The organism is Pseudomonas edaphica (assembly GCF_965277385.1).
Taxonomy (GTDB): Bacteria; Pseudomonadota; Gammaproteobacteria; order Pseudomonadales; family Pseudomonadaceae; genus Aquipseudomonas; species Aquipseudomonas edaphica.
Window position 1 is genome coordinate 6,192,626 of sequence record NZ_OZ255725.1, and the last position, 24,575, is coordinate 6,217,200.

A 24,575-nucleotide genomic window follows, 5' to 3' on the forward strand; every position below is an offset into this window, starting at 1 on the left:
GCTCCAGCTACGCTGTCGAACGGGAGCAAGCTCCCTCGCCACAGCAAGCCAGCTCCCACACTGGATCGGGTTCACAGGGAAAGAATGTTTTATGAGTGACAGCTACCTATCCTTCGTCAATTCCCCCTGGGGCCGGCGCCTGGCCCAGGCCATCGGCCTGCCGCAACCCTTGCCTTTGCAACGCCACCGCAGCGGCCAGCAAGGCCTTGCCAACCCGGTGATTGTCGCCGGGGCAGGGCGCCTCGGTGCGCAGGTGCAACAGCTCTTCAAAGACACCGATACCGTCGCCGCCACGCCGGCAACCCTCAAGGCACCGTCCACGGTCAAGGTGCAGGGCGCGGTGTTCGACGCCACGGCCGTGCTCGACCTGCAACAACTCGACGAGCTCTACCTGTTCTTCCACGCCAATGCCAAGCGCCTCGGCCAGCACGGCCGCGTGGTAGTGCTCGGCACGGCGCCGGAACATTGCCAGGACTTGCCCCAGGCCATCGCCCAGCGTGCCCTTGAAGGGCTGGTGCGCTCGCTGGCCAAGGAATTGCGCCGTGCAATTACGGTGCAATTGATCTACGTGGCACCGGGCGCCGAAGACGCACTGGACAGCAGCCTGCGGTTCTTTTTATCGCGCCGCTCGGCCTATGTGTCGGGCCAGGTGGTGCGCCTGGACAAACCCGTGGACGCCCAGGGCACGGTGAACTGGGACAAGCCCTTCACCGGCCGCCGCGCCCTGGTCACCGGCGCCTCACGTGGTATCGGCCTGGCGATTGCCCAGGTGCTGGCCCGCGACGGCGCCCATGTGGTGTGCGTGGACGTGCCCCAGGCCCAGGCAGCGCTGCTTCAAGCCGCCGACAGTGTGAACGGCTCGGCCTTGCCGCTGGACATCACCGCAGCCGATGCGGCCGCGCTGTTGCAGGCGCATGTCAGCCAATACGGCGCATTCGACGTGGTGGTGCACAACGCCGGGATCACCCGCGACAAAACCATCGCGAAGATGACCGAAGCCGCCTGGCGCAGTGTGCTGGCGGTCAACCTCGAAGCGCCGTTGCAGCTCAGCAGCGCGTTGTTGGAGGGGCAGGGCTTGAACCCTGGCGGGCGGATTGTGTGCGTGTCGTCGATTTCCGGTATCGCTGGCAACCTCGGGCAAAGCAACTACGCCACCTCCAAGGCGGGCGTGATTGGCCTGGTGGAGGGCCTGGCACCCCAGGCGGCCGCGCTGCAAGTCACGGTGAATGCGGTGGCGCCGGGGTTTATCGAAACCCAGATGACCGCGAAAATCCCGCTGATGATCCGTGAGGCCGGGCGGCGCATGAACTCGCTGTCCCAGGGCGGGCAGCCGATCGATGTGGCCGAGACCATCGCCTGGCTGGCGCACCCGGCGTCCGGCGGGGTCAGTGGCCAGGTGGTGCGCGTGTGCGGCCAAAGCCTGCTGGGAGCCTGAACCATGGACTATGTGACGCAGATCATCGACCCGCCACCGTCGCGCACCCAGCTGTTGCTGGACGGCGTGCGCGCACTGCGCAAACCCAAGCTTGACGGGCCGCCGCCGCTGCCCACCGCGCGCCTGGTGCGCTCGGCGGTGGAGCTGAGCGCCGCTGGCATCACCGCCTATGGCCGCGCCTGCGGGTTTCGCCGTGAGCAGGGCGTGCCGCTGTCCTATCCGCATGTGCTGGCGTTCCCACTGCATTTGATGCTGCTGACCCGGCCGAGCTTTCCTTACCCGGCCAGTGGCATGGTGCACCTGGCCAATCGCATTCGACAGCACCAGCGTTTGCGCGAAGGCCAGGCGCTGCGCCTGGAAGTGTACTGCGAGCGCTGGGTGGCGCACCCCAAGGGCCAGGCGCTGAGCATCGCCACCCGCGCCTTTGCGGCGGATACGTTGGTGTGGGAAAGCGACAGCCTGTACCTGCGCCGCGACGTCAAAGACCCGCTCGGCGAACCCTGGGACGACGCGCTGCCCTTGCAGGAAGACGGCCTGTTGCGCACCCAGCGCTGGATGCTGCCGGCCGACCTGGGGCGCCGGTTTGCCAAGGTCTCGGGGGATTTCAACCCGATTCACACCTCGGTGATCGGCGCCAGGATCTTCGGCTTTCGCCGCGCCATCGCCCATGGCATGTGGACCCTGGGCCGCGCACTGGCGGCGCAACAACCGCCGGGCGGGCTGGATCAGGCGCAAGCGCATTGCGACTTCAAACTGCCGATCTTCCTGCCCGGCCAGGTCGCGCTATGGAGCCGCCCGGTGACCGGGCCGCGCCGTGAGTTTGAAGTGCGCAATGGTGCCGGTGATAAACCGCATATGCGTGGGCTATTCATTTGGAACGAGAGCCATCAATGAGTGACTACAGCTTCAACCCGGCCCCGACCCGTCGTGTGGCGATTATCGGCGGCAACCGAATCCCCTTTGCCCGCTCCAACACCGTGTATGCCCACGACAGCAATCAGGACCTGCTGGTGGCAGCCCTGCAAGGCCTGGTGGAGCGCTATCACCTGCACGGCCAGCGCCTGGGTGAGTTTGCTGCGGGCGCGGTGATCAAGCATTCGCGGGATTTCAACCTGGCGCGTGAGGCGTTGCTGTCCACCACGTTGTCGCCCGAAACTCCCGCTTACGATGTACAACAAGCCTGCGGCACTGGGCTGGAAGCGGCCTTGCTGGTCGCCAACAAGATCGCGCTCGGCCAGATCGAAGCGGGCATCGCCGGTGGCGCCGACACCACCTCCGATGCGCCCATCGGCATCAACGAATCGCTGCGCCACACCCTGCTGGCGGCCAATCGCGCCAAGGGCATGGGCGCCAAGTTGAAGACCCTGCTGAAGGTGCGCCCGTCGATGTTTTTCAAACCGCTGCTGCCGCGCAATGGCGAGCCGCGTACCGGTTTGTCCATGGGCGAGCACTGCGAAGAAATGGCCAGGCGCTGGCAGATCAAACGGCTGGCCCAGGATGAGCTGACCCTCACCAGTCACCAGCGCCTGGATGCGGCCTATAAACGCGGTTTTTTCGATGACCTGATCAGCCCCTATCGCGGGCTGGCGCGTGACAACAACCTGCGTGCCGATGCCAGCCTGGAGAAACTCGCGGGCCTGTCTGCGGCTTACGACCGCCAAAACGGCACGCTCACGGCGGGTAACTCCACACCGCTGACCGATGGCGCCTCAGTGGTCTTGCTGGCCAGCGAAGCCTGGGCTGCCGAACAGGGTTTGCCGGTGCTTGCTTACCTGCGTACCGGCGAAACCGCTGCGGTGAACTTTGTCGACGGCACCGAAGGCTTGTTGATGGCCCCGGCGTATGCCGTGCCGCGCATGCTCAAGCGTGAGGGCCTGGGGTTTGCCGACTTTGATTTTTTTGAAATTCACGAAGCCTTTGCCGCCCAGGTGCTGTGCACGCTCAAGGCGTGGGAAGACCCCGAGTATTGCCGCGAGCGTCTAGGCTTGGAGGCGCCACTGGGCGCCATCGATCGCAGCAAGATGAACGTCAATGGCGGCTCCCTGGGCTGTGGCCAGCGCCGCCAGTTGCCGCCACCGGTGGCCGGCAACTGGCGGCGCTGGCCAAAACCATCCATGAGAACGGGGGCGGGCGCGGCCTGATTTCGATTTGTGCAGCCGGCGGGCTGGGCATCACCGCCATCGTCGAAAAATAGCCTGATCAAAAACAACAATAAGGAGACTGCCATGAACGCTGTAAGCCAGGAACACACCGAACGGGTCTGGTTGAACGCCTACTTGCCGGGCGTGCCGGCGGACATCGAGGCCGGTATCGAGGCCTACCCGTCGCTGCGCGAGGTGTTCCTGGAGCACCTGGAAAAATTCCGCGAGCGGGTCGCCTACGTCAGCATCGGCACCGAAATGACCTATGCCGACTGGCAGGTGCAAGGCCAGGCGTTTGCCGCGTGGCTACAGGGCCAAGGCGTGAAAAAGGGCGACCGGGTGGCGCTGATGATGCCCAACTGCCTGCAGTACCCGATCTGCCTGCTGGGCACGATCCTGGCCGGTGCGGTGGTGGTGAACGTCAACCCGTTGTACACCTCCCATGAACTCAAGCATTTGCTCAAGGACAGCGAAGCCGAAACTCTGGTGATCTTTGAAAACTTCGCCCACACCTTTGAAAAAGTCGCGCAGGGCAGCCGTGTCAAACGCGTGGTGGTGGCGGCCATTGGCGATTTGCTCGGCACCTTCAAGGGCGCGGCGATGAACTTCATCCTGCGTCGCGTGCAAAAGCAGGTGCCGGCATTCAAGCTGCCGGGTTCGGTACGCTTCAATAACGTGTTGAAACAGGGACGGGCGCTGAACCATTTTCCGGTGGAGATGCACCTCGATGAGCTGGCGTTTTTGCAATACACCGGCGGCACTACGGGGGACGCCAAAGGCGTGATGCTCAGCCATCGCAATATCATCGCCAATTTGCTGCAGGCCAAGGCCTGGGTTGGGGACCAGTTGGACCAGGACAAGCAGGAAACCAACGTGACCTTGCTGCCGCTCTATCACATCTTTTCGCTGACGGTGAATTGCCTGATGTTCATGTGCCTGGGCGGGCGCAACATCCTGATTGCCAACCCACGGGATGTGAAACGGGTGCAGATGATCTTGCGCAAGGAGCGTTTCAACGGCATTGCCGGGGTCAACACCTTGTTTAACGGCTTGCTCGAAAACAAAGAGTTCTGTGCGCGGGATTTCTCTGACCTGCGCATGGTGATTGCTGGCGGCATGGCGACGCACACGGCGGTGGCCAAGCGCTGGAAGGAGGTCACTGGGTTGCCGATTATTGAAGGTTATGGGCTGACCGAGTGCTCGCCGGTGGTGAGCATCAGCCCGATCAACATTGCTCGCATGCGTGAGATGGAATTCACCGGCAGCATCGGTGTGCCGTTGCCGTCGACCTGGGTGCGGTTTATGCGTGAGGATGGGGAACTGGCGGACATTGGTGAGCAAGGTGAACTGCAAGTGCGTGGCCCGCAGGTGATGCAGGGGTACTGGAAGCGGCCCAAGGAAACGGCTGAAGTGCTGGATGCCGAGGGCTGGTTGTCCACCGGGGACATTGGGGTGATGGATGAGCGTGGGTATATTCGTCTGGTGGATCGCAAGAAAGACATGATCCTGGTTTCGGGGTTTAACGTGTATCCCAATGAGATTGAAGACGTGGTGGCGTTGCATCCCGGTGTGGGGGAGGTGGCGGCGATTGGTGTGGAGGATCCGGTGACGGGGGAGAAGGTCAAGATCATCGTGGTGCGCAAGGACCCGAGCTTGACCCAGGAGCAGATTCTGGCCCATTGCCGGGAGTATCTTACGGGGTACAAGGTGCCCAAGTATGTGGAGTTTCGCAGTGTTGAGTTGCCCAAGACCACGGTGGGTAAGGTGCTGCGGCGGGCGTTGCGTTGATCTGAGGGTTTGGGTGTTTTAAGTGTGGGAGCTGGCTTGCCTGCGATGGCGGTTTGTCGGTGTACATATCCGTTATTCGGGTAACGGCGGCTTATGGTTCCGCTCTTACAGCGGGTCACTTTTGGCAAACGCCCCAAAAGTAACCAAAAGGTCTGTGCCCCACCACTCGGCACCTCGCTTAGGCTCGGTGTGCCCTCACTCCGGCTTGAATCCGTGGGCCGCCGCGATGGGCCATCCTTGGCCCAGCGCGGCTAACCCGGCGTCCTGCCGGGTTACCCACGGATTCAAGCCTGCGTTCGGCCATCGTGGTTAACGGGGCGCCTCAGATCAAAAGCAAGATCAAAAGCAGAGCACGGCGGCCTGAAAGCCGACCTGAGTGGTTAGATCAAAAGCAAAAAGCGGATTTGCATACACCTGGGATCTGCTTTTCTGTGGGAGCTGGCTTGCCTGCGATGCAGACACCTTGGTACATCAGGCACACCGAGTTGATGCCATCGCAGGCAAGCCAGCTCCCACAGTTGACCGAGTATGGCTCTGCTGTTGCTGTTGCTGTTGCTGTTGCTCCGGCCCTTACATCCTTTTCGATGACGAAGTCAGCGGTCTTTTGATCTGCGCTTTTGATCTTGATCTGAAATCGCCCCGTCAAACACGATGGCCGGAATCTGACAGTGATTTGGGGGGTAAACCGGCAGGGATGCCGGTTTAGCCGCGCTGGGCCAAGGATGGCCCATCGCGGCGGCCCCCCAAATCACTGGCGGATTGCGGGCATGCCGAGCCACAGCGAGGCACCGAGTGTTGGGGCGAAGACCTTTTGCTTACTTTTGGGTCTTTCCAAAAGTGAGCCGCCGTAAGGGCGGAACCCTAAGTGGCCGTTACCGCAGCAACGGATATGTACACAACAGCATCTAAGTCACCAACCCCGCCAACGGACCCACCACAAGCTCAAGCATACACACTCGGATTAACCAGATTGTCCGGCCGCTCCCCACCCAGCGCCGACAGCAAATTTTCCACCGCGCAAGCGGCCATAGCCTCCCGCGTCTCGTGGGTCGCCGAACCGATATGCGGCGTGGCCACCACATTGTTCAAGCGCAACAACGGCGAGTCATGACTCAACGGCTCGCGCTCAAACACATCCAACCCCGCCGCCCGAATCGTGCGTTGTTGCAGCGCCTCAACCAGCGCCGCCTCATCCACCACCTTGCCACGCGAGATATTGATAAAAATCGTCTCCGGCCCCATCAACGCAAACTCACGCGCGCCAATCAGCTTTTCGGTTTCAGCCGTGAGTGGCAAGGTCAGGCACACAAAGTCAGCCTGCTGCAACAACTCCGGCAAGCTACGAAACTGCGCCCCAAAGCGCTCCTCTACCCGCGGTTTTGGCGAATGACTGTGGTAAATCACCGGCATACCAAAACCGAAATGCCCACGCTGAGCCAGGGCTTCGCCGATGCGCCCCATGCCGATAATGCCCAGGGTCTTGCCATGCACATCGGTGCCAAAATGCGCCGGGCCGATGTTCTTGCTCCACTGCCCGGCACGCACCATATCGGCCAGCTCGACCACCCGGCGAGCGGTGGCCAGGATCAGCGCGAAGCCGGTATCCGCCGTGGTTTCGGTAAGCACATCCGGCGTATTGCTGAGCAGGATGCCGCGTTGGGTCAGGTAGTCGATGTCGTAGTTGTCGACGCCCACCGACACACTGGCCACCGCTTCGAGCTTGGGCGCCAGGTCGAGCAGCCTGGCATCCAGGCGCAGGCTGGCACCCAACAAACCATGGGCACCAGGCAAGGCGTCACGCAGCCTGGCCAGGCCGGGTTCATCGAGGGCGTCAATCAGGGTCACGTCGACGTGTTCGTGCAGGCGGGCCATCAATGGCGCGGAGAGTTTTTTGTACAGGACCACAGACTTTTTCATGAGGTTTTTACCTTCAACTCCAGGGTTGGCACCGGCACGCGATCACTGGCGCCGGGCTTGAGGAAAATCGTCAGCACCACGGCAAACATCAGCGCCCCGCTCATCAGCAAGTACGAGGCGCCGGGTGAGCCGGTGCTGCTATTGAGGTAACCGACCAGGTACGAACCGCCGAACGAACCGAGCGCGCCCATGCTGTTGATCAGCGCCATGGCGCCGCCAGCGACGTTGGCCGGGAGGATTTCCGGGACGATGGCAAAGAACGGACCATAGGGCGCATACATGCAGGCCCCGGCGATGACCAGCAGGGTGTAGGACCACCAGAAGTGCTCAGCGCCGAGCGCGTAGGACGCGTAAAACGCAATAGACGCGATCAGCAGCGGCGGCCACACAAAACGTTTACGTTTTTGCAGCTTGTCCGAGCCCCACGACACCGCCAGCATGCCGATCACCGCTGCCAGGTAGGGAAGAGCCGACAGCCAACCGGCTTCGACCATGTCCATCTGCAAGCCGGCCTTGAGGATCGACGGCAGCCACAACACGAAGCCATACACGCCGATGCTCCAGCAAAAAAACTGCAGCGCCAGGATGATCACCTTGGGCGAACGAAAGGCTTCGGCGTAGTTCTTCACCGCCTTGATCCCGACCTGTTCGGCGGCCAGGGCGCTTTGCAGGTCTTGTTTATGCTGCTCGCTCAGCCACTTGGCGTCGGCGGGTTTTTCATCCGCCAGCTTCCACCAGATAAACGCCCAGATCACCGCCGGCAGGCCTTCGATGATAAACATCCAGCGCCAGCTGAAGTGCTGCACCAGATAGCCCGAGACCACCGACATCCACATCATGGTGACCGGGTTGCCGAGGATCAGGAAGGTGTTGGCCCGTGAGCGTTCGGCCCGGGTAAACCAGTGGCACAGGTACACCAGCATCGCCGGCATCACCGCCGCCTCGACCACGCCGAGCATGAAGCGAATGGCGATCAGCATATAGGCGTTGGACACCACGCCGGTCAGCGTGGCCAGGCTGCCCCACAGAATCAGACTGACGAAAATCAGCTTTTTAACACTGCGTTTTTGCGCGTAGATCGCTCCCGGCACCTGGAAGAAAAAGTAGCCAAGAAAAAACAGCGCGCCCAGCAACGACGACATGCCGGGGGTGATCATCAGGTCTTCGGCCATGCCGGAGGCCGCGGCGAAGCCGTAGTTGGCGCGATCCAGGTACGCCAGGCTGTAGGTGATAAACACGATAGGCATGATGTACCACCAGCGGCGGGTGGCGAGTTTCACAGTTTCCATGGGGTTGCTCCTGAGCTTGTTGTAGTTGTGGCAACAGGGAGTGGGTCATGCAACAGATCGGGTGGGTAATTCAGAACGGCTGGGCAAACCTTCCATATCACCACGGCTTTGCACGGCGCGGCTGCCGATCCAGTTACCGCGCTGTACCGCCTCGGGGAAGCTCAGGTTTTCGAGCAGGGCGCTGATCATGCCGACGGCAAAACCATCACCGGCGCCCACGGTATCCACCACGGTTTCCACCGGGACGGCGGCAATAAAACCCTGGTCCATGTGGGTGCGGTAGTAGGCGCCGTCCGCGCCCAGCTTGATCGCCACGGCTTCGGCGCCCTGGTCGAGGTAGAACGCGGCGATGTCGGCCGGGTCGTCAAAGCCGGTGAGCAGGCGGCCTTCGCCCAGGCCCGGCAACACCCAATCAGCCAGGGCGGCGAGGGCGTTGATTTCGCCGACCATCTGCGCTTGGCTGGCCCATAACGACGGGCGCAGGTTCGGGTCGAACGACACGCTGCGCCCGGCCTTGCGCATCTGCGTCATCAGTTCCACGGACAGCTCGCGGGTGGCCGCGGACAAGGCGGGCGGAATGCCGGTGGCGTGCAGGTGGCGCGCTTGCAGCACTGCGGGGCTGATCGCGGCAATCGACAAGTGGCTGGCCGCCGAGCCTTTACGGAAGTACTCCACCTGCGGGTCGGCGCCGGCTTCTTCGCGGGACTTGAATTGAAAGCCGGTCGGGTGCAGCGGATCGACCGCCACATGCCGACAATCCAGGCCTTCGTTCTTCAGCGTGTCGACCACAAAGCGCCCCAGGGAATCGTCGCCGACACGGCTTAGCCACGTCACATTGAAACCCAGGCGCGACAGGCCGATGGCGACATTGCTGTCGGCCCCGGCAATGCGTTTGTGAAACTGCGCCACCTGGGCCAGGTCGCCGGTCTGTTCGGCGACAAACATCGCCATGGTTTCACCAAACGAGAGGATATCGATCTCAGACATGGGCGTTCTCCGCACGGGGCTGGCCAAGGAGGGCGAGGGCAGCGACCTGCTGCGCGGTGACGGCAACCAGGTCTTCGCCTTGCAACGGGAATTCCACGGCCCGGGTAATACCTTGAGTCATATGCTTGAGCAGTTGTTCCCACAGATGCAGGTCGGTGGCGCCGGGCGGAAAGGCCACCAGCTTGCCGTCCTGGCGCCGCGCCACAGCCTTGCAGTGCAGGTAATCCACGTGGCGGCCCAACAGACGCGCGGCAGTGAGCGCGGATTGGTCCTGCCACTGCCAGTTGCCGATGTCGAAGGTCATTTTCACCGGCAAGCCCAGGCGTTCCACCTCGGTAAAGAAACGTTGCATCGGCTCGATGCGCCCACCGTGCAGGGTCTGGTCGTTTTCCACCAGCAGCTTGACCGGGTGGCGGTTGAGCAGGGCGTGCAGGCTTTGCAGGTCGTTGGTGTCGGTGAAATAACCGAGGGAAACCTTTAGCCAGCGCGAGCCAAAGGCTTGGGCGCGGTCCAGGGTTGCACTGAGTTCAGCGTTGGGCTGGGCGCGCCCGGCGACCCAAAGCTCCAGAGGCGACGAGAACACCGATTCCAGGCCGTTTTCGGCAGCGGCCTGGGCGAGGTCGGTGGGTTGTTCGGTGGTCAGCAGTTCTTCGCGCCACTCGATGCGCTGGGCGCCGGCAGCCACCAACAGTTCGACAAACCCTAATTGGCCCTGCTGGCGTACCAGGTCGGCGCCGTAGCTGGAGAGGCTGATGGAAACGGGGTATTTATGCATTGTTATGTACCTCTGAAACCGGTTTCATTTTTATACGAAAAACCAATGTGGGAGCTGGCTTGCCTGCGATGGCGGTGTGTCAGGCGACTACGGCTTCGCCTGACAGACCGCCATCGCAGGCAAGCCAGCTCCCACAAGGGATTGGGTGGAGCCACGGACGATCAGTTCGGGCGAAAAATCCAGGGTGCGCGGTGGTGCGTCATCGCCGCGCAAGCGTTTGAGCAGACAGTCGAAGGCGCTGGCGCCAATCGCGTCGGTGGGTTGGGCGAGGGCGGTGATGCCGTTGCCCACCAGCGGGTACCAGTCGAGGTCATCCAGGGCAATCAGGCCGAAGTCATCAAAGAGGTTGCGGCCCAGCGCTTTGAGCGCGTGGGTGCAGGCCAGCGCAGCCACGCCATTGGCGCAGAACAACGCCTTGGGGCCTGGCTTGGCCAAGAAAGTGTGCAGACGGTTTTCCAGCCTGTCATCGAGTTCCAGCACCGCGCCGGTCAACGCCGGCCGGGCCGCAATTTCCGCCGTGAAACTCGCCTGACGTTCCAGGCGTGAACTGGTGCCATCGGCTTTTTCGCTCACTAGCAACAGGTCGCGATAACCCTGCTGTTGCAGATGCTCCACCGCAATACGCACCGCCGCCGGGTTATCCAGCCCCACCAGGTCACTGTGCAACGGCTCGACCTTGCGGTCCACCAGCACCAGGGGCATTTCGCGCTGCAACTCCAGCAGTTGGTCAAGGTGGTGGCCGAGGGTGTTCACGATCAACCCTTCGATGTTGTACGAACGCAGCGCCGCCAGGTGCTGGCGCTCTTGCTCGTCATCGCGGTCGGTGTTGCACACCACCAGGCTATAGCCATGCTGGCGGCAGGCGGTTTCGACGCCGTGCATCACGGCAATGGAGTAGGGGTTGCGGATATCGGCCACCAGCATGCCGATCAGGCGTGTGCGGCCGCGTTTCAACCCGCGCGCCATCTGGTTGGGGCGGTAGCCGAGTTCGCTGATCGCCTGTTCGATGCGCAAGGCAATGGCGTCGGAGAGCAGGGCGCGGTCCTCGCCGATAAAGCGCGACACGCTGGCTTTGGACACGCCGGCGCGTTCGGCGACGTCGAGCATGGTCACGCGGCTGCGCTGGGCGGCGGAAAAAGGAGTCACGGTGGCAGGCCTTTCTTATTGGAGGTGGTGACGTTCTGAAACCGGTTTCAGGAGACCTCATTCACGAAACAACGTCAAGTGTCATTCAGCGCGCGGCAAGCGCTAATTCGCGCGTGCAACCGACGAATGGCGGTAAGACCTGTTAGTTCTGACAGTATCGGGAAGTTACCAACGGGTATTCAATCAACGTCACAGCCTTCAATAAAAACCAGTGACCGGCGCAATGTTGCTGTTACGGAGAATGATATGAGCCCCCCCCCAACTAATAGCAATGTTCAAACCAATAGCGCCACAGGTTTGCCCGACGGCACAGTTGTGACCGCCGTGCCTCAAGCCCCCTTGCCAATCGTTGAGGGACGATTGGCGAGTGGTGTGATTCCAAAACGCTTATTGGATGATGATCTTCTCGTATGGATACCCGGCCCATGGATTGAACTGACCCAGCCGGGGAGCACTGATTATATTGTGTTTGTTTGGCATGTCGTCGGGTTAGCGCTGCCTGTTTACGTTGAACCGATACCGGTCGTGGGAGAGTTGTTTCCCGGCGACTTTCCACTGCCGGCGTATATTCCTAGCGGTTTGCTGCTGAATGACGCTGTCGTCAATCTTTCTTATCGCATACACAATGACCAACCCGACGCACCGGTGGCCAATTTCTCGCCCCCAGTCAGGATTATTATCGACCGCAGTGCGCCGGGTAAAGGCGAGGTGCTTAAGGCACCGGTGTTTTCAAATACAGTTATTACTACGCCTGATCTGGATAATAATTTGACACTGGATGTCGTGGTGCCGGGCGATTATAAGGTTCGCGGCACCCTTGACGAAATATTCCTGTGGTTTATGGGCAGTAATTCAGTTCCGGCTGGTTTGCCGATTCACGTTGAAAAAGTAGTTGCTATTACAGGTGCAATTATTTTGAAGGTGCTGGTGTCGGAGTTTCGCAAGTTTTCAGGTGCACAAGAATTGTTTGCGGTGTACCGAGTCAAGGATGAGGCGGGTAACATCAGTCAACTTTCCTTGCCCGCAAGTGTCTTGCTGAGTCTAACACCACTGCCCGGCAACTTGCCCGTGCCTACAGTGCCCGCGTATGATTTTGATCAACTCATCAAACGTGATGATGCGCGTAATATCGTCTCGTTTGGCATCAGCAGCTACACCAATTTTATACCTGGGGATCTCTGTATCCCTGAATTGGCGGGTGTTAAACTTCCGCCGATACCTGTCACTTCATTTCCGTTTACCGGAACCTTGACCTGGCAGCAGCTGATTGCCAACGGCTCCGACCTGCAACGAAAGGACAAGGTGCCGTTTCGCTATTACATTAGACGTGCTTCCGACACGGTAGGCCCTGGGACGCTGTCTCCGCTGAAATTGCTCAATATGGATTTCACGGTATTCGGCCGCGATCACGATCAGGCGCCAGCGTTACTTAACCCACTGTTGGACTTGGCCAATCTCTATGGCGCGGTGTCCAATACAGCCAATAAACTGGACAGTCGCGACAGTATCGACGCTGTCAGAGTGGAAGCGCGCCTGTCCGGTAACCCGCAAGTCGGTGACATGCTGTTGCTGTACTGGCCGGGGCAGGCAGCGCCGGTGGCAACCTATACCGTCAAGTTGGGTGACACCGCTGGCGCCCTTATCGTTTTTGACAATCGCATTAGCTGGTCGATCATACAGGGCGGTGGTAATACGACTGCCCCCGTGTATTACGTGAGCACTAACGGCGTTAACGAGCAACAATCGGGTAATCAAAGTGTTGTCGTAACCATCACGCCGCCTATAAGCTTTCCAAAACCCACGTTCCCTCAAAATATAAATCATCCTAATAAAATTATTAATTGCACACCTGGCCTTGGCCCCGACGGCAAACCGTTCCCGCTTCCCTGGGAGGAATTTCAGATGCAGGTGACGCCCGGAGTCGGTATATCCCCAGGGGATGTGTGTACGCTGTCGTTCCTGGGGTACGCTAATTACCCGGATCGCAACCCAATAGCGTCGACAGCCCTTATCCTGAGTCATACGTGGGGCGTCAATCAAGTGTCCCATACTTTCAAAATTACAGATTATCAAAACATAATCAAACCGCTGAGGGACTATGCCGGCGCCTCTGCAAAATATAGTGTTTTTCAAAACGGCGGATTAATAGGCGTATCGAAAGTCGGGTATGTACAAGTTGACCTTAAATATGCAACTGGGAAGTATTGTGGGCCGGCCTAGCGTTGCATAAACCCATTCATGAAGATCGAAGTGCAGGTGGCAGTGAGGTAAGTGTCGTGAGGGGGCTTCAGTATCCAGAGGTCCCTGGTCGTTTGGTTTTATTCGGTAAAAATATAATTGCGGATGGAGAATAGAACATGATCGGTAAAAAAATTACGGTAAAGGCAATAATTCCCAGCACTGGAGCAGTTGCTCCCGATATTCAAGGAGTAGACCCTGTAACAGGGTATATTTCAGCGGCTGACGGGAACAAACCTGTGGTGTTGATCCTCACTTCCGGCCAAGGTTCAGACGCGGGTGACTGGGCTCTAGTCTATCGAAGAGACAAGATTAATGACTTGCCTGACTCATGGACGTTAGTGGCTGAAGAGCAATTTGTAATCAACGCCCCACTCGACACGTTTGAGGTGAGAATTCCTGTCGTTACGAGCTCGGGAATGCAGCTGTCGGGTGATTTTGAAGTACGTTTTGACTTGCACCAGAATGTTGGTGCGGATCCAGCTAATCCAGGCGACGTAGACAGGCCTGGTCCTATCGGCCAGTCCTCACCCACTTCGACTTATAAAATGGACTTGGATCCACCCTATTTAAGGGTTCAGCCACCTGCACCGCTATACACGGGGGCCTTCCCGCCGGGCCAGGTTATTAGTCTGGCACAACTGACGCAGTTCAATTTGCCATTCTCTATTCCTGACAACGTAACGACGGGCCTCGGGGCTTGGAAGCCAGGAGATACGCTGACCATTTTCTATAACCACGGCACCCCCGTGACAGCCACAGAAGTAGCCCGGCAGACTCCACCCCGGCCCATGGCCCAAACCGGCAACATGCTGACAGTGCTCGCCAATGAGATTACGCAAGGGGGGCCGTGCTTCTTTACCTACCAAATCAGGGACTCGCAGGGCAATGCAAGTTTGGTCTCTGCGCCTTCGATTACCTTCACTATCGCGCTGGATCCGGCTCCCGAAAATTTACGGCCGATTATCATTCAACAGGCGCCAGACCTCGTTGATGACTTGGTCACTATTGAAGACTTGAAATCAGGCCCAACGGGCGAAATACCGACCTATACGAACGTTGACACTACCAAGGACGAGTATCGGGTTCGATACAACAATGGGGCTTGGAGCCCATGGTCTCGCGTTCTCTCGGTTCCAATCAAGTTGGATCAGGCCTTTCTGAACCCCCTGGCTGTAGCGGACTATGCCAATGCAAAAGGTCCGAAATCGGTCGGTATCACCTATGAAATACGCAAAAATGGTGACACTGTCCCTGGCCCGACCACGTCGTTCAGAGTGGACTTTAGTGTGACGGGGCCGAGCAATCCGGGAATACCAGGCAGTATCAATACCCGATTGATTCCTGCATCGTTCCTTGGGACCGGCGCGGCGCAACCGAACCTACTGGAGTTTGCACAGGCTGGCCTGCCGGTCACCGTTACGGTCGAGTTATGGCAAACCTCTGACCCTCTTGAACTGCCGGCGCCAGGCATGTTTCTTATCCTTGTCAACCCTGACGGTACGTTCATCGCGCCCGCTAAGGAACTAAGCAATGAGATACCTGGAGACTTTGTCCGCTGGACCATCGACTGGAGTGTCTTTCAACAACTGGGCAATGGCAAACATGACATCAGCTATGTCGTATCACCAACGGCAACGCCAACGTCTACCACTAACCTCAATCGCGCGGGACCTAGAGAGGTTGAAGTGCGGGCTGCGATAACTACACCCCTGCCGGCGGCTAAATATGTCAATGCGACGGGGGGGGCGTTTGGTCAATGGGCCTGCCAAGCGTTAGTAGCACCGGCGCCGACAAACTGGGAAGGCAGGGTAGATGTGCCAGCGGACCCGAGAATGGTGGTTGGTCAGCTACTGACCTTGGTACTGCAGGTGTTCAGACCTCGCACGGGCACACCTCGGCTTTTTGACCAAACGCAGAGTTACAACGTACCCGTTACCCCTACCATTAGAGATAACGGCCATACCTTCCGGATTCCCTACGCGGGCTTCCTTGAACATGCCCAAATAGGGCGTGCGGAGGCGACTTACACCGTGCCGCTGAACAACGGCACGCTGGGGCGTGGTACCGCGGGCGTTAACGTACGTACGACGTTGAGTTACACACGGTGCGATAACGTGGGACCAATCATCGTCCCTTAGAGGCGTCATTGATACGCTGCAGGGTTCCCCTCTCACCGTGAGAGGGGGTTTCCCTGACAGTGCCCTACCGATTAGATGACCGAAAGTGCTGCCTACTTACCAATAGGTTGCAGATTAATCCTACATAAGAGTGAGTGTTTAATACTTACTCTACGTGCCGCACAGGTAAGGCGTCACTTTCAGGAAGTGAGCCGAACCGCTTTTGTAGGCCTTACCAAAAGAGTGATTGACCATGTCGGCACTGAACACGTTCGAACTCAAACCCTTGAGTGCAATGATGAAAGTCCCCACCATTACATTCTGTTTGTTTGCCGCGATGCAGGGGCAAGCTCAGGCGGTTGTGATAGGTAGCGGTGAGCAAAGAACCATTGACGCAACTGAGCAAACAACGGATTGGCAATTGTCGGGCCAATCAGCGTTGACGATGAACCGTGCAACAGCCACCACGATCGACCTTTCAAATTCCACGTTGAACATGAACAGCGGCAGCGTAGCGAATAGTGTACGTGCTGTGCAGGGCTCCACAATAAACATGGACGCTGCACGTGTTACTTCGAGCGATTCCCTATACGGCGCCGTGCGGCTGGACAGCAGTAAGGCGGTTATTAACAACAGTACCCTGACCAATACCAGCGGCGTAGGGTTGCAGGCGTTTGGTGTTGTAGGCATGTCGAGCGGCTCATCCGCTGAGGTCAGCAACTCTACGATCAGTGGCGCTATCGGCGGTGCGGAAGCATCCACTGGCAGTCAGTTACACTTTAAACAAAACTCGCTGGTGCAGGGCACGGGAGTAGGGGCCTTTGGGCTCTCCCTCGCAGGTGCCACGGCGACCGCCACGCAAAGTACTATCATCGGCAATGGCCATGGCGTGTCGTTCACCCGTAATCGGGGGGACCTGACGGATGGCAAACTGGTTTTGGACCAGTCCGTGGTTGAGGGTCGCAGCGGTTCGGCCATCTCGGTCAGGGGCACGCCAAATCGAGTGCCAGTGGTGTCTATCGATGTACTCAACGGTTCTACGTTGAAAGGCGGTAATGGCAATCTACTGTCGGTGTCTGGCGGTGCCACGGCAACGATGAATGTGGATAACAGCCGAAACCTGGCCGGTAATGTAATCGCCGATGCCACCAGCACCGTGCATTTGAACCTGCAAAAGAACGCCGAGCTGACGGGCCAGTTGCAGAACGTCTCCACCATGAGCGTAGGCAATGCTTCCAACTGGAACATGACCGGTGACAGCCAGGTGGGCGCACTGAACATGGCCGGTGGTACGGTGACCATGGGCGCGGCGAATGAGTTTTACCAACTGAACCTTCAGACGCTTTCGGGTAACGGCACCTTTGTCATGGGCACCGATTTCGACCAAGGCAAAACCGACTTTATCAATGTCACCGGCGAAGCCACGGGCAACCACAGCCTGGCACTCGCAGCCAGCGGCAGCGAACTGGTCAAAACCCAGGTTGTGCACACCGGCGGCGGTGACGCGGCGTTCTCCCTGGAGGGCGGCCCGGTCGACATGGGTGCCTATGCCTATAACCTGAAACAGGAAGGCAATGACTGGTTTCTGGACACGCAAACCCGTGTAGTCAGCCGCAGTGCCCGCGTGGTGACCGCATTGTTCAACACCCCGGTGACCATCATGACCGCCGAAGAGGGCTCGTTGCGCCGACGTATGGGTGAGTTGCGTTACTCCCCGAAAAGCACCGGTCTCTGGGTCCTTGGTATCGGCAGTCAATATGATGTGTCCCAGAGTTCGGGCACCGGCTACTCGCAGAACCTGCGAGGGTTCTCCATCGGTGCTGATACGCCGCTGGGCGACAGCCAATGGAAGGTGGGTGTATTTGGCGGCCACAGTAACTCTGACGTAAACCCGGCTCGCGGCGCTGCCGGTACCGTCAAGAGCTACTTCCTGGGTACCTATGCCACCTGGATGGACGAAGAAAGCGGTTTCTATTTTGATGCCGTGGCCAAAGCCAACCGGTTCCAGAACCAGGCCAAGGCAACACTCAGTGACAACACGTCGACCAAGGGTGGCTACAACAACGTAGGCGGTGGTGTATCGGCTGAACTCGGCCGTCATATCAAGTTCGGTGAGAGTTCCTTTATTGAACCTTACGGCCGACTGTCGACCATTGTGGTCCAAGGTGGCACGTACAGCCTGAAAAACGGTTTGCAAGTGGACGGTGAGCGCACCCGTTCAAGGACCGCCGAGGCCGGCGCGACCGTTGGTCATGAGTTCCAACTCGATGATGGCACGCTGATCAAGCCTTACCTGCGTGCGGCAATGGTCCACGAGTTTGCCAACAACAATAAGGTCACGGTCAACAACCAGACCTTCAACAATGACTTGTCGGGCTCGCGCACCAAGTACGGTGCCGGTGTGGCGGTGTCGTTTACCCAGGACCTGCAGGCGCATGTCGATCTGGAGACCAGCACCAGTGAAAAAATCAAGCAAAAAGCCGCTGTCAATGTTGGCCTGCGTTATGCGTTCTAAATAAACCGGCGCCCTATAAAGCCCTGATCGAAAGATCAGGGCTTTTTTTTTGAACGCAAAAGCGCTTTTCAATAGCCTTTTCCGGTTAGATCAGGATTGCCGCCATACCATCAGGGTTCAACTGAACAGTCCGGCAGCAATATTGATCGAGAAGCCCAGAATCGCCGTATTGAACAGAAACCCAATCAACGACTGGCCCAAAACGACTTTGCGCATTGCGCGTGTAGCAACCCCCACATCCGCGGTTTGCACCGCCACGCCGATGGTGAACGAGAAGTACAGGAAGTCCCAGTAATTGGGGTTACGCAGCCCTTCGGCAAAGCGCAGTGCGGGCTCGTCGCCTTCCCAGGTGTAGAACAGGCGGGCGTAATGCACACTGAAAATCACCCCGGTCAGCAACCATGAACCAATCACCGTCATGCCGGTAAAACCGTAGTGCAGCAGGCGCGCCGTGCTGTCCAGGTCTTTGCTGCCTACCAGGTTGACTGTGATGGTAGCCAGGCTCGCAATCGCGGCAATGCACACCATGAACAGCACCAGCCCGGCGTTTTCATCCTCGATCTCGGCGATGCGCTTTACATCATCGGCACGTGAGCGGCTGGTAAGCCACAGCATCAGCGCCAGGTAGGTCCAGACCCCGGCGTTCCAGCCAATCAGGATTTTGCTGATCAGCGTATCGGCCGGCGCCAGGATGCCCACGGCAAGGCCAAGGACGGCGGCGGATGAGAGGCGAGGGTGGGTGCGGGCGAAGAAGGCCATAGGTGCTCACAACAGGGGAGGTTGTGAGCACCTTATGTTGCGCTGCTGCAAGCTACAAGGTGCAAGCGGCAAGCGGTAAGCTGCAAGCTGCAAGCTGCAAGTTAGAGGCAAGCCAGCTCTTACTTGCCGCTTGAAGCTTGCCACTTGCCGCTTAATGCTAGTCGCTGCGCCTGCGCACCAGTTTCATCACCACCACAAAGAACACCGGCACAAACACCACCGCCAGCGTCGCGGTGATCATCCCGCCGATCACGCCTGTACCAATCGCCTGCTGGCTGGCCGAGCTGGCGCCGGTGGCAATCGCCAAGGGCACCACGCCAAGGATAAACGCCAGCGAGGTCATGATGATCGGCCGCAACCTGAGCCGCGCGGCTTTCAGGGTGGCGTCGATCAGATCCTCACCTTGGTCAACCAGGTCTTTGGCAAACTCGATGATCAAGATCGCGTTCTTCGCCGACAAACCGATGATGGTGATCAAACCGACCTTGAAGAACACGTCATTGGGCATGCCACGCAAGCCCACCGCCAATACGGCGCCGAGCACACCCAGCGGCACCACCAGCAACACCGAGGTCGGTATCGACCAGCTTTCATACAGCGCCGCCAGGCACAGGAACACGATCAGCAACGACAGGCCCAACAGCAACGGCGCCTGGGAGCCGGACAAGCGTTCCTGCAACGACAACCCGGTCCATTCCTGGCCCAGGCCGGCCGGCAATTGGCTGACCAGGCGCTGGATTTCTTCCATGGCCTCACCGGTGCTGTGCCCCGGCGCTGCTTCGCCGCTGATGGCGATGGCCGGGTAGCCGTTGTAGCGCGTCAGCTGCGCCGGACCCTGGGTCCAGCTGGCTTCAACAAAGGATGACAAGGGCACCATCTTGCCGGCGTTATTGCGCACGTTGATCTTCATCAAGTCCGCCACCTGGCTGCGTTGGTCGCCTTCGGCCTGCACCACCACCCGCTGCATGCGGCCCTGGTTGGGGAAGTCGTTGACATAGGCCGAGCCGATGGCCGAGGACAGCACATTGCCCACATCGGCAAACGACACGCCCAAGGCATTGGCTTGCTTGCGGTCCACTTGCAACTGCACTTGCGGTGCTTCAGCCAAGGCGCTTTCGCGCACGTTGGCCAGGATCGGGCTTTTTTCGGCGGCCGCCAGCAACTCGGTACGTGCTTGCATCAACGCGGCATGGCCGACGCCGCCACGGTCCTGCAAACGGAACTCGAAGCCGCTGGAAGTACCCAGGCCGTCCACCGGCGGCGGCAGGATCGCGTAGGCAATCGCATCCTTGAGCTCGCTGAACGCTTCGTTGGCACGCTCGGCAATTGCCGAGGCCGAATCGTCGCTGCTGCGCTGCGACCAATCCTTGAGCGTGGTAAAGGCCAGCGCCGCGTTCTGCCCGGACCCGGAGAAACTGAAGCCCATGATCATGGTGGTATCGCCCACCCCAGGTTCGCCGGCGTTGTGCGCTTCGATCTGCTCGGCCACCTGCACCGTGCGGTTCTTGCTCGCGCCCGGCGGCAGCTGGATATCGGTGATGGTGTAACCCTGGTCTTCCACCGGCAGGAACGAGGAGGGCAGGCGACTGAACATCCACCCCAGGCCCACCAGCAGCACCAGATAGATCAACAGGTAGCGGCCGCTGCGCTTGAGGGCATAGGCCACCCAGCCTTCATAGCGGTCGGTGAGGCGCTCAAAGCGCGTGTTGAACCAGCCGAAAAAACCGCCCTTGGCATGGTGCTCGCCCTTGGCGATCGGCTTGAGCAAGGTGGCGCACAGTGCCGGCGTCAAGGTCAGGGCCAGGAACGCCGAGAACAGGATCGAGGTGGCCATCGACAGCGAGAACTGCTGGTAGATCACACCCACCGACCCCGGCATGAACGCCATCGGCAGGAACACCGCCACCAGCACCAACGTGATACCGACGATGGCGCCGGTGATCTGGCCCATGGCTTTTTTCGTTGCGTCCTTGGGCGACAGGCCCTCGGTGGCCATGATGCGCTCGACGTTTTCGACCACCACAATCGCATCGTCCACCAGGATGCCGATCGCCAGCACCATGCCGAACATGGTCAGCACGTTGATCGAAAAACCCAGCAACAGCATGGTGGCGAAGGTGCCCATCAGTGCAATCGGCACCACCAGTGTGGGGATCAAGGTGTAGCGCACGTTCTGCAGGAACAGGAACATCACCGCAAACACCAGTGCCATCGCCTCGAGCAAGGTGTAGACCACCTTGGTGATCGAGACTTTGACGAACGGCGACGTGTCGTAAGGGATCTTGTACTCAACGTTGGCCGGGAAGTAGCGCGACAACTCGTCCATCTTCGCCCGCACCAGTGTCGCGGTGTTCAGCGCGTTGGCGCCGGGCGACAGTTGCACACTGACGGCGGTCGACGGCTTGCCGTTCAGGCGCGTGGAAAACTGGTATTCCTGGCTGCCGACTTCCACCCGCGCCACATCGCCGATGCGCACGGTGGAACCGTCGGGGTTGGCCTTGAGCACGATGTCGGCAAATTCCGCCGGGGTCGACAGTTGGCCCTTGACCAGGATTGCGGCGGTGATTTCCTGGGTCTTGGTGCCCGGCAAATCGCCAATGCTGCCCGCCGAGACCTGAGCGTTTTGCGCGCTGATCGCGGCGTTCACGTCAGCCGGCGTCAGGTTGAAACCGATCAGCTTCTGCGGGTCGATCCAGATGCGCATGGCGCGTTCGGCACCATACAGCTGGGCCTTGCCCACGCCGTCCAGGCGCTTGAGTTCGTTCATCACGTTGCGCGCCAGGTAATCGCTGAGCGCTACGTCGTCGAGCTTGCCGTCGTTGGAGGTCAGGGTCACCAGCAGCAGGAAGCCGGCGGAGACTTTCTCCACCTGCAAACCTTGTTGGGTCACGGCTTGCGGCAAGCGCGGCTCTACCGCTTTAAGGCGGTTTTGCACATCCACCTGAGCCATTTCCGGGTTGGTGCCCGGCTGGAAGGTTGCGGTAATGGTGGCCGAGCCCAGGCTGCTTTGCGATTCGAAGTACAGCAAGTGATCGGCGCCGTTAAGCTCCTGCTCGATCAGGCTGACCACGCTTTCATCCAGGGTCTGGGCCGAGGCACCCGGGTACACCGCGTAGATCTCCACTTTCGGCGGCGCAACGTTGGGGTACTGGGCCACCGGCAACTGCGGGATGGCGAGCGCGCCGGCCAGCAGGATAAACAGGGCCACCACCCAGGCAAAAACCGGGCGGTCAATAAAGAACTGCGGCATGGCGGGTTATTCCTTGACTGGCTGGCCGGAGGCAGGGCTGTCGTCCACTTCGACTTTTTCACCGGGGCGCGCGTGTTGCAGGCCTTCGACAACGATGCGGTCACCGGGCTTGAGGCCGCTGCTGACGATCCAGCGGTCTTCAATCACCGCGCCCAGTTCCACCGGCTGCTGGCTGACGGTTTGCTCGGCGTCCAACAGCAGCACCATCGGGATGCCGGCGCTGTCACGCGTAATGGCGCGTTGCGGCACGCTGAGACCTTGCTTGTCCACGGCCTGTTCGAGGCGCACACGCACAAAGCTGCCCGGCAACAGGTCGAGGTCCGGGTTGGGGAACTCGCTGCGCAGGATGATCTGCCCGGTGCCCGGGTCGACGCTGATTTCCGCAAACAGCAGCTTGCCCGGCAACGGGTACAGGCTGCCGTCGTCCTGGATCAGCGTGGCCTTGGCCTGGTCCTGGCCGACCTGCTTCAAGCTGCCGGCGCGGAAGGCGCGGCGCAGGTCATTGAGTTCGCGGGTCGACTGGGTGAGGTCGGCGTGGATCGGGTCCAGTTGCTGGATAATCGCCAGCGGCGTGGCCTCGTTCTGGCCGACCAGCGCACCTTCGGTCACCAACGCACGGCCGATGCGCCCGGAAATCGGTGCGGTGACGGTGGCGTAGCCCAGGTTCAACCGCGCGCGTTCGACCGCGGCCTTGTTGGCGGCGACTTCGGCGTTGGTCTGGCGCACGGCGGCGCGGGCGTTGTCGTAGTCCTGGCCGCTGATGGCGTTGCCTTCGACCAACTGGCTGTAGCGCTGCTCCTGCAGACGCGCCTGGAATGCGTTGGCTTCAGCCTTGCTCAGGTTGGCCTGGGCACTGTCCAGGTCGGCCTTGAACGGCGCGGGGTCGATGCGAAACAGCACATCACCCTGTTTTACGTCGTGGCCTTCCTTGAAGACCCGCTGCATGACCACGCCGGCGACCCGTGCGCGCACTTCGGCAATGCGCGGCGCGGCGATACGCCCGCTCAATTCGCTGGTGATCGAGAGGGGCAAGGCCAGCAGGGTTTCGATGCGCACTTTGGCCAGTGGCGCCTCTGGCGCTTCATCGGCCGACTGGCCACAGCCACTCAGGGCCAGCGTCAGGGCCAGCAGGCAAAATGGCGCAAACAGATTCTTCGACATGCTCATATCCCAATATTGACTGGCGCATCCTAAAGACACCTGCGCCTTGGTGCTGTGAAGCTGTGTAGGCCGTGTGTGAAGAAGTGTAAGGTGCGGCCCATAGTCGCTTGAGGGCGTATATCCTTGCACAATCCTGCAAACAGCAAAGATCAAATGTGAAAACCGGGCCTGTGTGGGAGCCGGGCTTATGTGGGAGCCGGGCTTGCCCGCGATGCAGGCACCTCGGTCTTTCATAGAGAACGAGGCGATGCTATCGCAGGCAAGCCAGCTCCCACACAAGCCAGCTCCCACACAGGCCCGCTCCCACAAGGGTCTGCGTACCGCCGACAAACAGTATTATTTGGAAACACCATGCCCAACATCCTCCTGGTGGAAGACGACGCCGCACTCTCCGAGCTGATTGCCAGCTACCTGGAACGCAATGGCTACCACGTCAACGTGCTCAGCCGTGGCGACCATGTGCGCGAACGGGCGCGCCTGAACCCGCCGGACCTGGTGATCCTCGACCTGATGCTGCCCGGTCTCGACGGCTTGCAGGTGTGCCGCCTGCTGCGTGCCGACTCGGCGGGCCTGCCGATTCTGATGCTCACCGCCCGCGATGACAGCCACGATCAGGTGCTGGGCCTGGAGATGGGCGCCGACGATTATGTCACCAAGCCTTGCGAGCCACGTGTGCTGCTCGCCCGTGTACGCACCTTGCTGCGCCGCAGCAGTTTGTCCGAGCCACAGGTGGCCAACGACCAGATCGTCATGGGCAACCTGTGCATCGACCTGTCGGAGCGCACCGTGACCTGGCGCGAGCAGGCGGTGGAGCTGTCCAGCGGCGAGTACAACCTGCTGGTGGTGCTGGCCCGGCACGCCGGTGAAGTGCTCAGCCGCGACCAGATCCTGCAACGTTTGCGCGGTATCGAGTTCAACGGCACCGACCGTTCGGTGGACGTGGCCATCTCCAAGCTGCGCCGCAAGTTCGACGACCACGCCGGGGAGGCGCGCAAGATCAAGACCGTGTGGGGCAAGGGCTACCTGTTCAGCCGTTCCGAGTGGGAATGCTGAT

Annotated in this window: 16 protein-coding genes and 1 pseudogene; 8 read left to right on the forward strand and 9 right to left on the reverse strand. The window is 60.0% G+C overall.

All coding sequences use genetic code 11. The features are described from left to right. The first annotated feature begins 91 nt into the window (after window positions 1-91). The 4 genes and pseudogenes from ACQY47_RS28235 (at window position 92) to ACQY47_RS28250 (ending at window position 5,364) form a co-directional block, all read left to right on the forward strand. Complete coding sequence (locus tag ACQY47_RS28235) at window positions 92-1,435, forward strand: 3-oxoacyl-ACP reductase (RefSeq protein ID WP_428553877.1); 1,344 nt, start codon at window positions 92-94, stop codon at window positions 1,433-1,435. Between the two features lie 3 nt (window positions 1,436-1,438). Continuing rightward, window positions 1,439-2,329, forward strand: coding sequence for a MaoC/PaaZ C-terminal domain-containing protein (locus ACQY47_RS28240; protein WP_428553880.1), 891 nt, complete (start codon window positions 1,439-1,441; stop codon window positions 2,327-2,329). Further along, window positions 2,326-3,629, forward strand: a pseudogene (locus tag ACQY47_RS28245) (acetyl-CoA C-acetyltransferase). Before ACQY47_RS28240 ends, ACQY47_RS28245 begins: the two are co-directional and overlap by 4 nt. A gap of 31 nt (window positions 3,630-3,660) precedes the next feature. Continuing rightward, entirely contained in the window at window positions 3,661-5,364 is a 1,704-nt protein-coding gene (locus ACQY47_RS28250) for an AMP-binding protein (RefSeq protein WP_428553883.1), read from the forward strand. 942 nt (window positions 5,365-6,306) lie between these two features. Here the strand turns inward: ACQY47_RS28250 and ACQY47_RS28255 are convergent. From ACQY47_RS28255 to ACQY47_RS28275, 5 genes are all read right to left on the reverse strand, one after another. Next, window positions 6,307-7,281 carry an NAD(P)-dependent oxidoreductase gene (locus ACQY47_RS28255; protein WP_428553886.1) on the reverse strand — a complete coding sequence of 325 codons (975 nt, stop codon included), beginning with the start codon at window positions 7,279-7,281 and terminating at the stop codon, window positions 6,307-6,309. Beyond that, the gene (locus ACQY47_RS28260) at window positions 7,278-8,570 is read right to left on the reverse strand and encodes an MFS transporter (RefSeq protein WP_056859255.1); all 1,293 of its coding nucleotides are present in this window, start codon (window positions 8,568-8,570) and stop codon (window positions 7,278-7,280) included. The genes ACQY47_RS28255 and ACQY47_RS28260 overlap by 4 nt, the downstream gene beginning before the upstream one ends. 45 nt (window positions 8,571-8,615) lie before the next feature. Further along, window positions 8,616-9,557 (reverse strand): sugar kinase, encoded by a 942-nt coding sequence (locus tag ACQY47_RS28265; protein WP_428553889.1) that lies wholly within the window; start codon window positions 9,555-9,557, stop codon window positions 8,616-8,618. Continuing rightward, a complete protein-coding gene (locus ACQY47_RS28270) occupies window positions 9,550-10,332 on the reverse strand; it encodes a sugar phosphate isomerase/epimerase family protein (protein ID WP_428553892.1) in 783 nt (260 codons plus the stop codon). The genes ACQY47_RS28265 and ACQY47_RS28270 overlap by 8 nt, the downstream gene beginning before the upstream one ends. Before the next feature lie 87 nt (window positions 10,333-10,419). Beyond that, entirely contained in the window at window positions 10,420-11,478 is a 1,059-nt protein-coding gene (locus ACQY47_RS28275; RefSeq protein ID WP_428553895.1) for a LacI family DNA-binding transcriptional regulator, read from the reverse strand. A gap of 246 nt (window positions 11,479-11,724) precedes the next feature. Between ACQY47_RS28275 and ACQY47_RS28280 the strand changes: the two genes are divergently transcribed. Together ACQY47_RS28280 and ACQY47_RS28285 are read left to right on the forward strand one after the other, a co-directional pair. After that, entirely contained in the window at window positions 11,725-13,698 is a 1,974-nt protein-coding gene (locus ACQY47_RS28280; RefSeq protein ID WP_428553898.1) for a hypothetical protein, read from the forward strand. A 137-nt stretch (window positions 13,699-13,835) separates the two neighbouring features. Beyond that, entirely contained in the window at window positions 13,836-15,857 is a 2,022-nt protein-coding gene (locus ACQY47_RS28285) for a hypothetical protein (protein ID WP_428553901.1), read from the forward strand. A gap of 150 nt (window positions 15,858-16,007) precedes the next feature. Here ACQY47_RS28285 and ACQY47_RS28290 read toward each other — a convergent pair whose 3' ends face one another. Further along, window positions 16,008-16,148 carry a hypothetical protein gene (locus ACQY47_RS28290; protein WP_158235122.1) on the reverse strand — a complete coding sequence of 47 codons (141 nt, stop codon included), beginning with the start codon at window positions 16,146-16,148 and terminating at the stop codon, window positions 16,008-16,010. Window positions 16,149-16,389: 241 nt separating this feature from the next. Between ACQY47_RS28290 and ACQY47_RS28295 the strand changes: the two genes are divergently transcribed. Continuing rightward, window positions 16,390-18,351: an autotransporter outer membrane beta-barrel domain-containing protein gene (locus tag ACQY47_RS28295; RefSeq protein WP_428553904.1), complete on the forward strand. Its 1,962-nt coding sequence runs from the start codon at window positions 16,390-16,392 to the stop codon at window positions 18,349-18,351. Window positions 18,352-18,468: 117 nt separating this feature from the next. Here the strand turns inward: ACQY47_RS28295 and ACQY47_RS28300 are convergent, their stop codons facing one another. The 3 genes from ACQY47_RS28300 to ACQY47_RS28310 form a co-directional block, all read right to left on the reverse strand. Further along, a complete protein-coding gene (locus ACQY47_RS28300) occupies window positions 18,469-19,110 on the reverse strand; it encodes a DUF1345 domain-containing protein (RefSeq protein ID WP_428553907.1) in 642 nt (213 codons plus the stop codon). Between the two features lie 157 nt (window positions 19,111-19,267). After that, entirely contained in the window at window positions 19,268-22,360 is a 3,093-nt protein-coding gene (locus tag ACQY47_RS28305; protein ID WP_428553910.1) for a multidrug efflux RND transporter permease subunit, read from the reverse strand. Window positions 22,361-22,366: 6 nt separating this feature from the next. Beyond that, complete coding sequence (locus ACQY47_RS28310) at window positions 22,367-23,521, reverse strand: efflux RND transporter periplasmic adaptor subunit (RefSeq protein WP_428553913.1); 1,155 nt, start codon at window positions 23,519-23,521, stop codon at window positions 22,367-22,369. A 351-nt stretch (window positions 23,522-23,872) separates the two neighbouring features. On the opposite strand from ACQY47_RS28310, the gene ACQY47_RS28315 reads away from it, so the two are divergent. Beyond that, window positions 23,873-24,574 (forward strand): response regulator transcription factor, encoded by a 702-nt coding sequence (locus tag ACQY47_RS28315; RefSeq protein WP_017135033.1) that lies wholly within the window; start codon window positions 23,873-23,875, stop codon window positions 24,572-24,574. The last annotated feature ends 1 nt before the right edge of the window (window position 24,575 follow it).

Coding starts and splice junctions, on each gene's coding strand:
- ACQY47_RS28310 (WP_428553913.1), bottom strand. CDS start 23,521: ATGTCGAAGAATCTGTTTGCGCCATTTTGCCTGCTGGCCCTGACGCTG.
- ACQY47_RS28255 (WP_428553886.1), bottom strand. CDS start 7,281: ATGAAAAAGTCTGTGGTCCTGTACAAAAAACTCTCCGCGCCATTGATG.
- ACQY47_RS28315 (WP_017135033.1), top strand. CDS start 23,873: ATGCCCAACATCCTCCTGGTGGAAGACGACGCCGCACTCTCCGAGCTG.
- ACQY47_RS28300 (WP_428553907.1), bottom strand. CDS start 19,110: ATGGCCTTCTTCGCCCGCACCCACCCTCGCCTCTCATCCGCCGCCGTC.
- ACQY47_RS28270 (WP_428553892.1), bottom strand. CDS start 10,332: ATGCATAAATACCCCGTTTCCATCAGCCTCTCCAGCTACGGCGCCGAC.
- ACQY47_RS28295 (WP_428553904.1), top strand. CDS start 16,390: ATGGACGCTGCACGTGTTACTTCGAGCGATTCCCTATACGGCGCCGTG.
- ACQY47_RS28240 (WP_428553880.1), top strand. CDS start 1,439: ATGGACTATGTGACGCAGATCATCGACCCGCCACCGTCGCGCACCCAG.
- ACQY47_RS28265 (WP_428553889.1), bottom strand. CDS start 9,557: ATGTCTGAGATCGATATCCTCTCGTTTGGTGAAACCATGGCGATGTTT.
- ACQY47_RS28305 (WP_428553910.1), bottom strand. CDS start 22,360: ATGCCGCAGTTCTTTATTGACCGCCCGGTTTTTGCCTGGGTGGTGGCC.
- ACQY47_RS28260 (WP_056859255.1), bottom strand. CDS start 8,570: ATGGAAACTGTGAAACTCGCCACCCGCCGCTGGTGGTACATCATGCCT.
- ACQY47_RS28285 (WP_428553901.1), top strand. CDS start 13,836: ATGATCGGTAAAAAAATTACGGTAAAGGCAATAATTCCCAGCACTGGA.
- ACQY47_RS28235 (WP_428553877.1), top strand. CDS start 92: ATGAGTGACAGCTACCTATCCTTCGTCAATTCCCCCTGGGGCCGGCGC.
- ACQY47_RS28280 (WP_428553898.1), top strand. CDS start 11,725: ATGAGCCCCCCCCCAACTAATAGCAATGTTCAAACCAATAGCGCCACA.
- ACQY47_RS28250 (WP_428553883.1), top strand. CDS start 3,661: ATGAACGCTGTAAGCCAGGAACACACCGAACGGGTCTGGTTGAACGCC.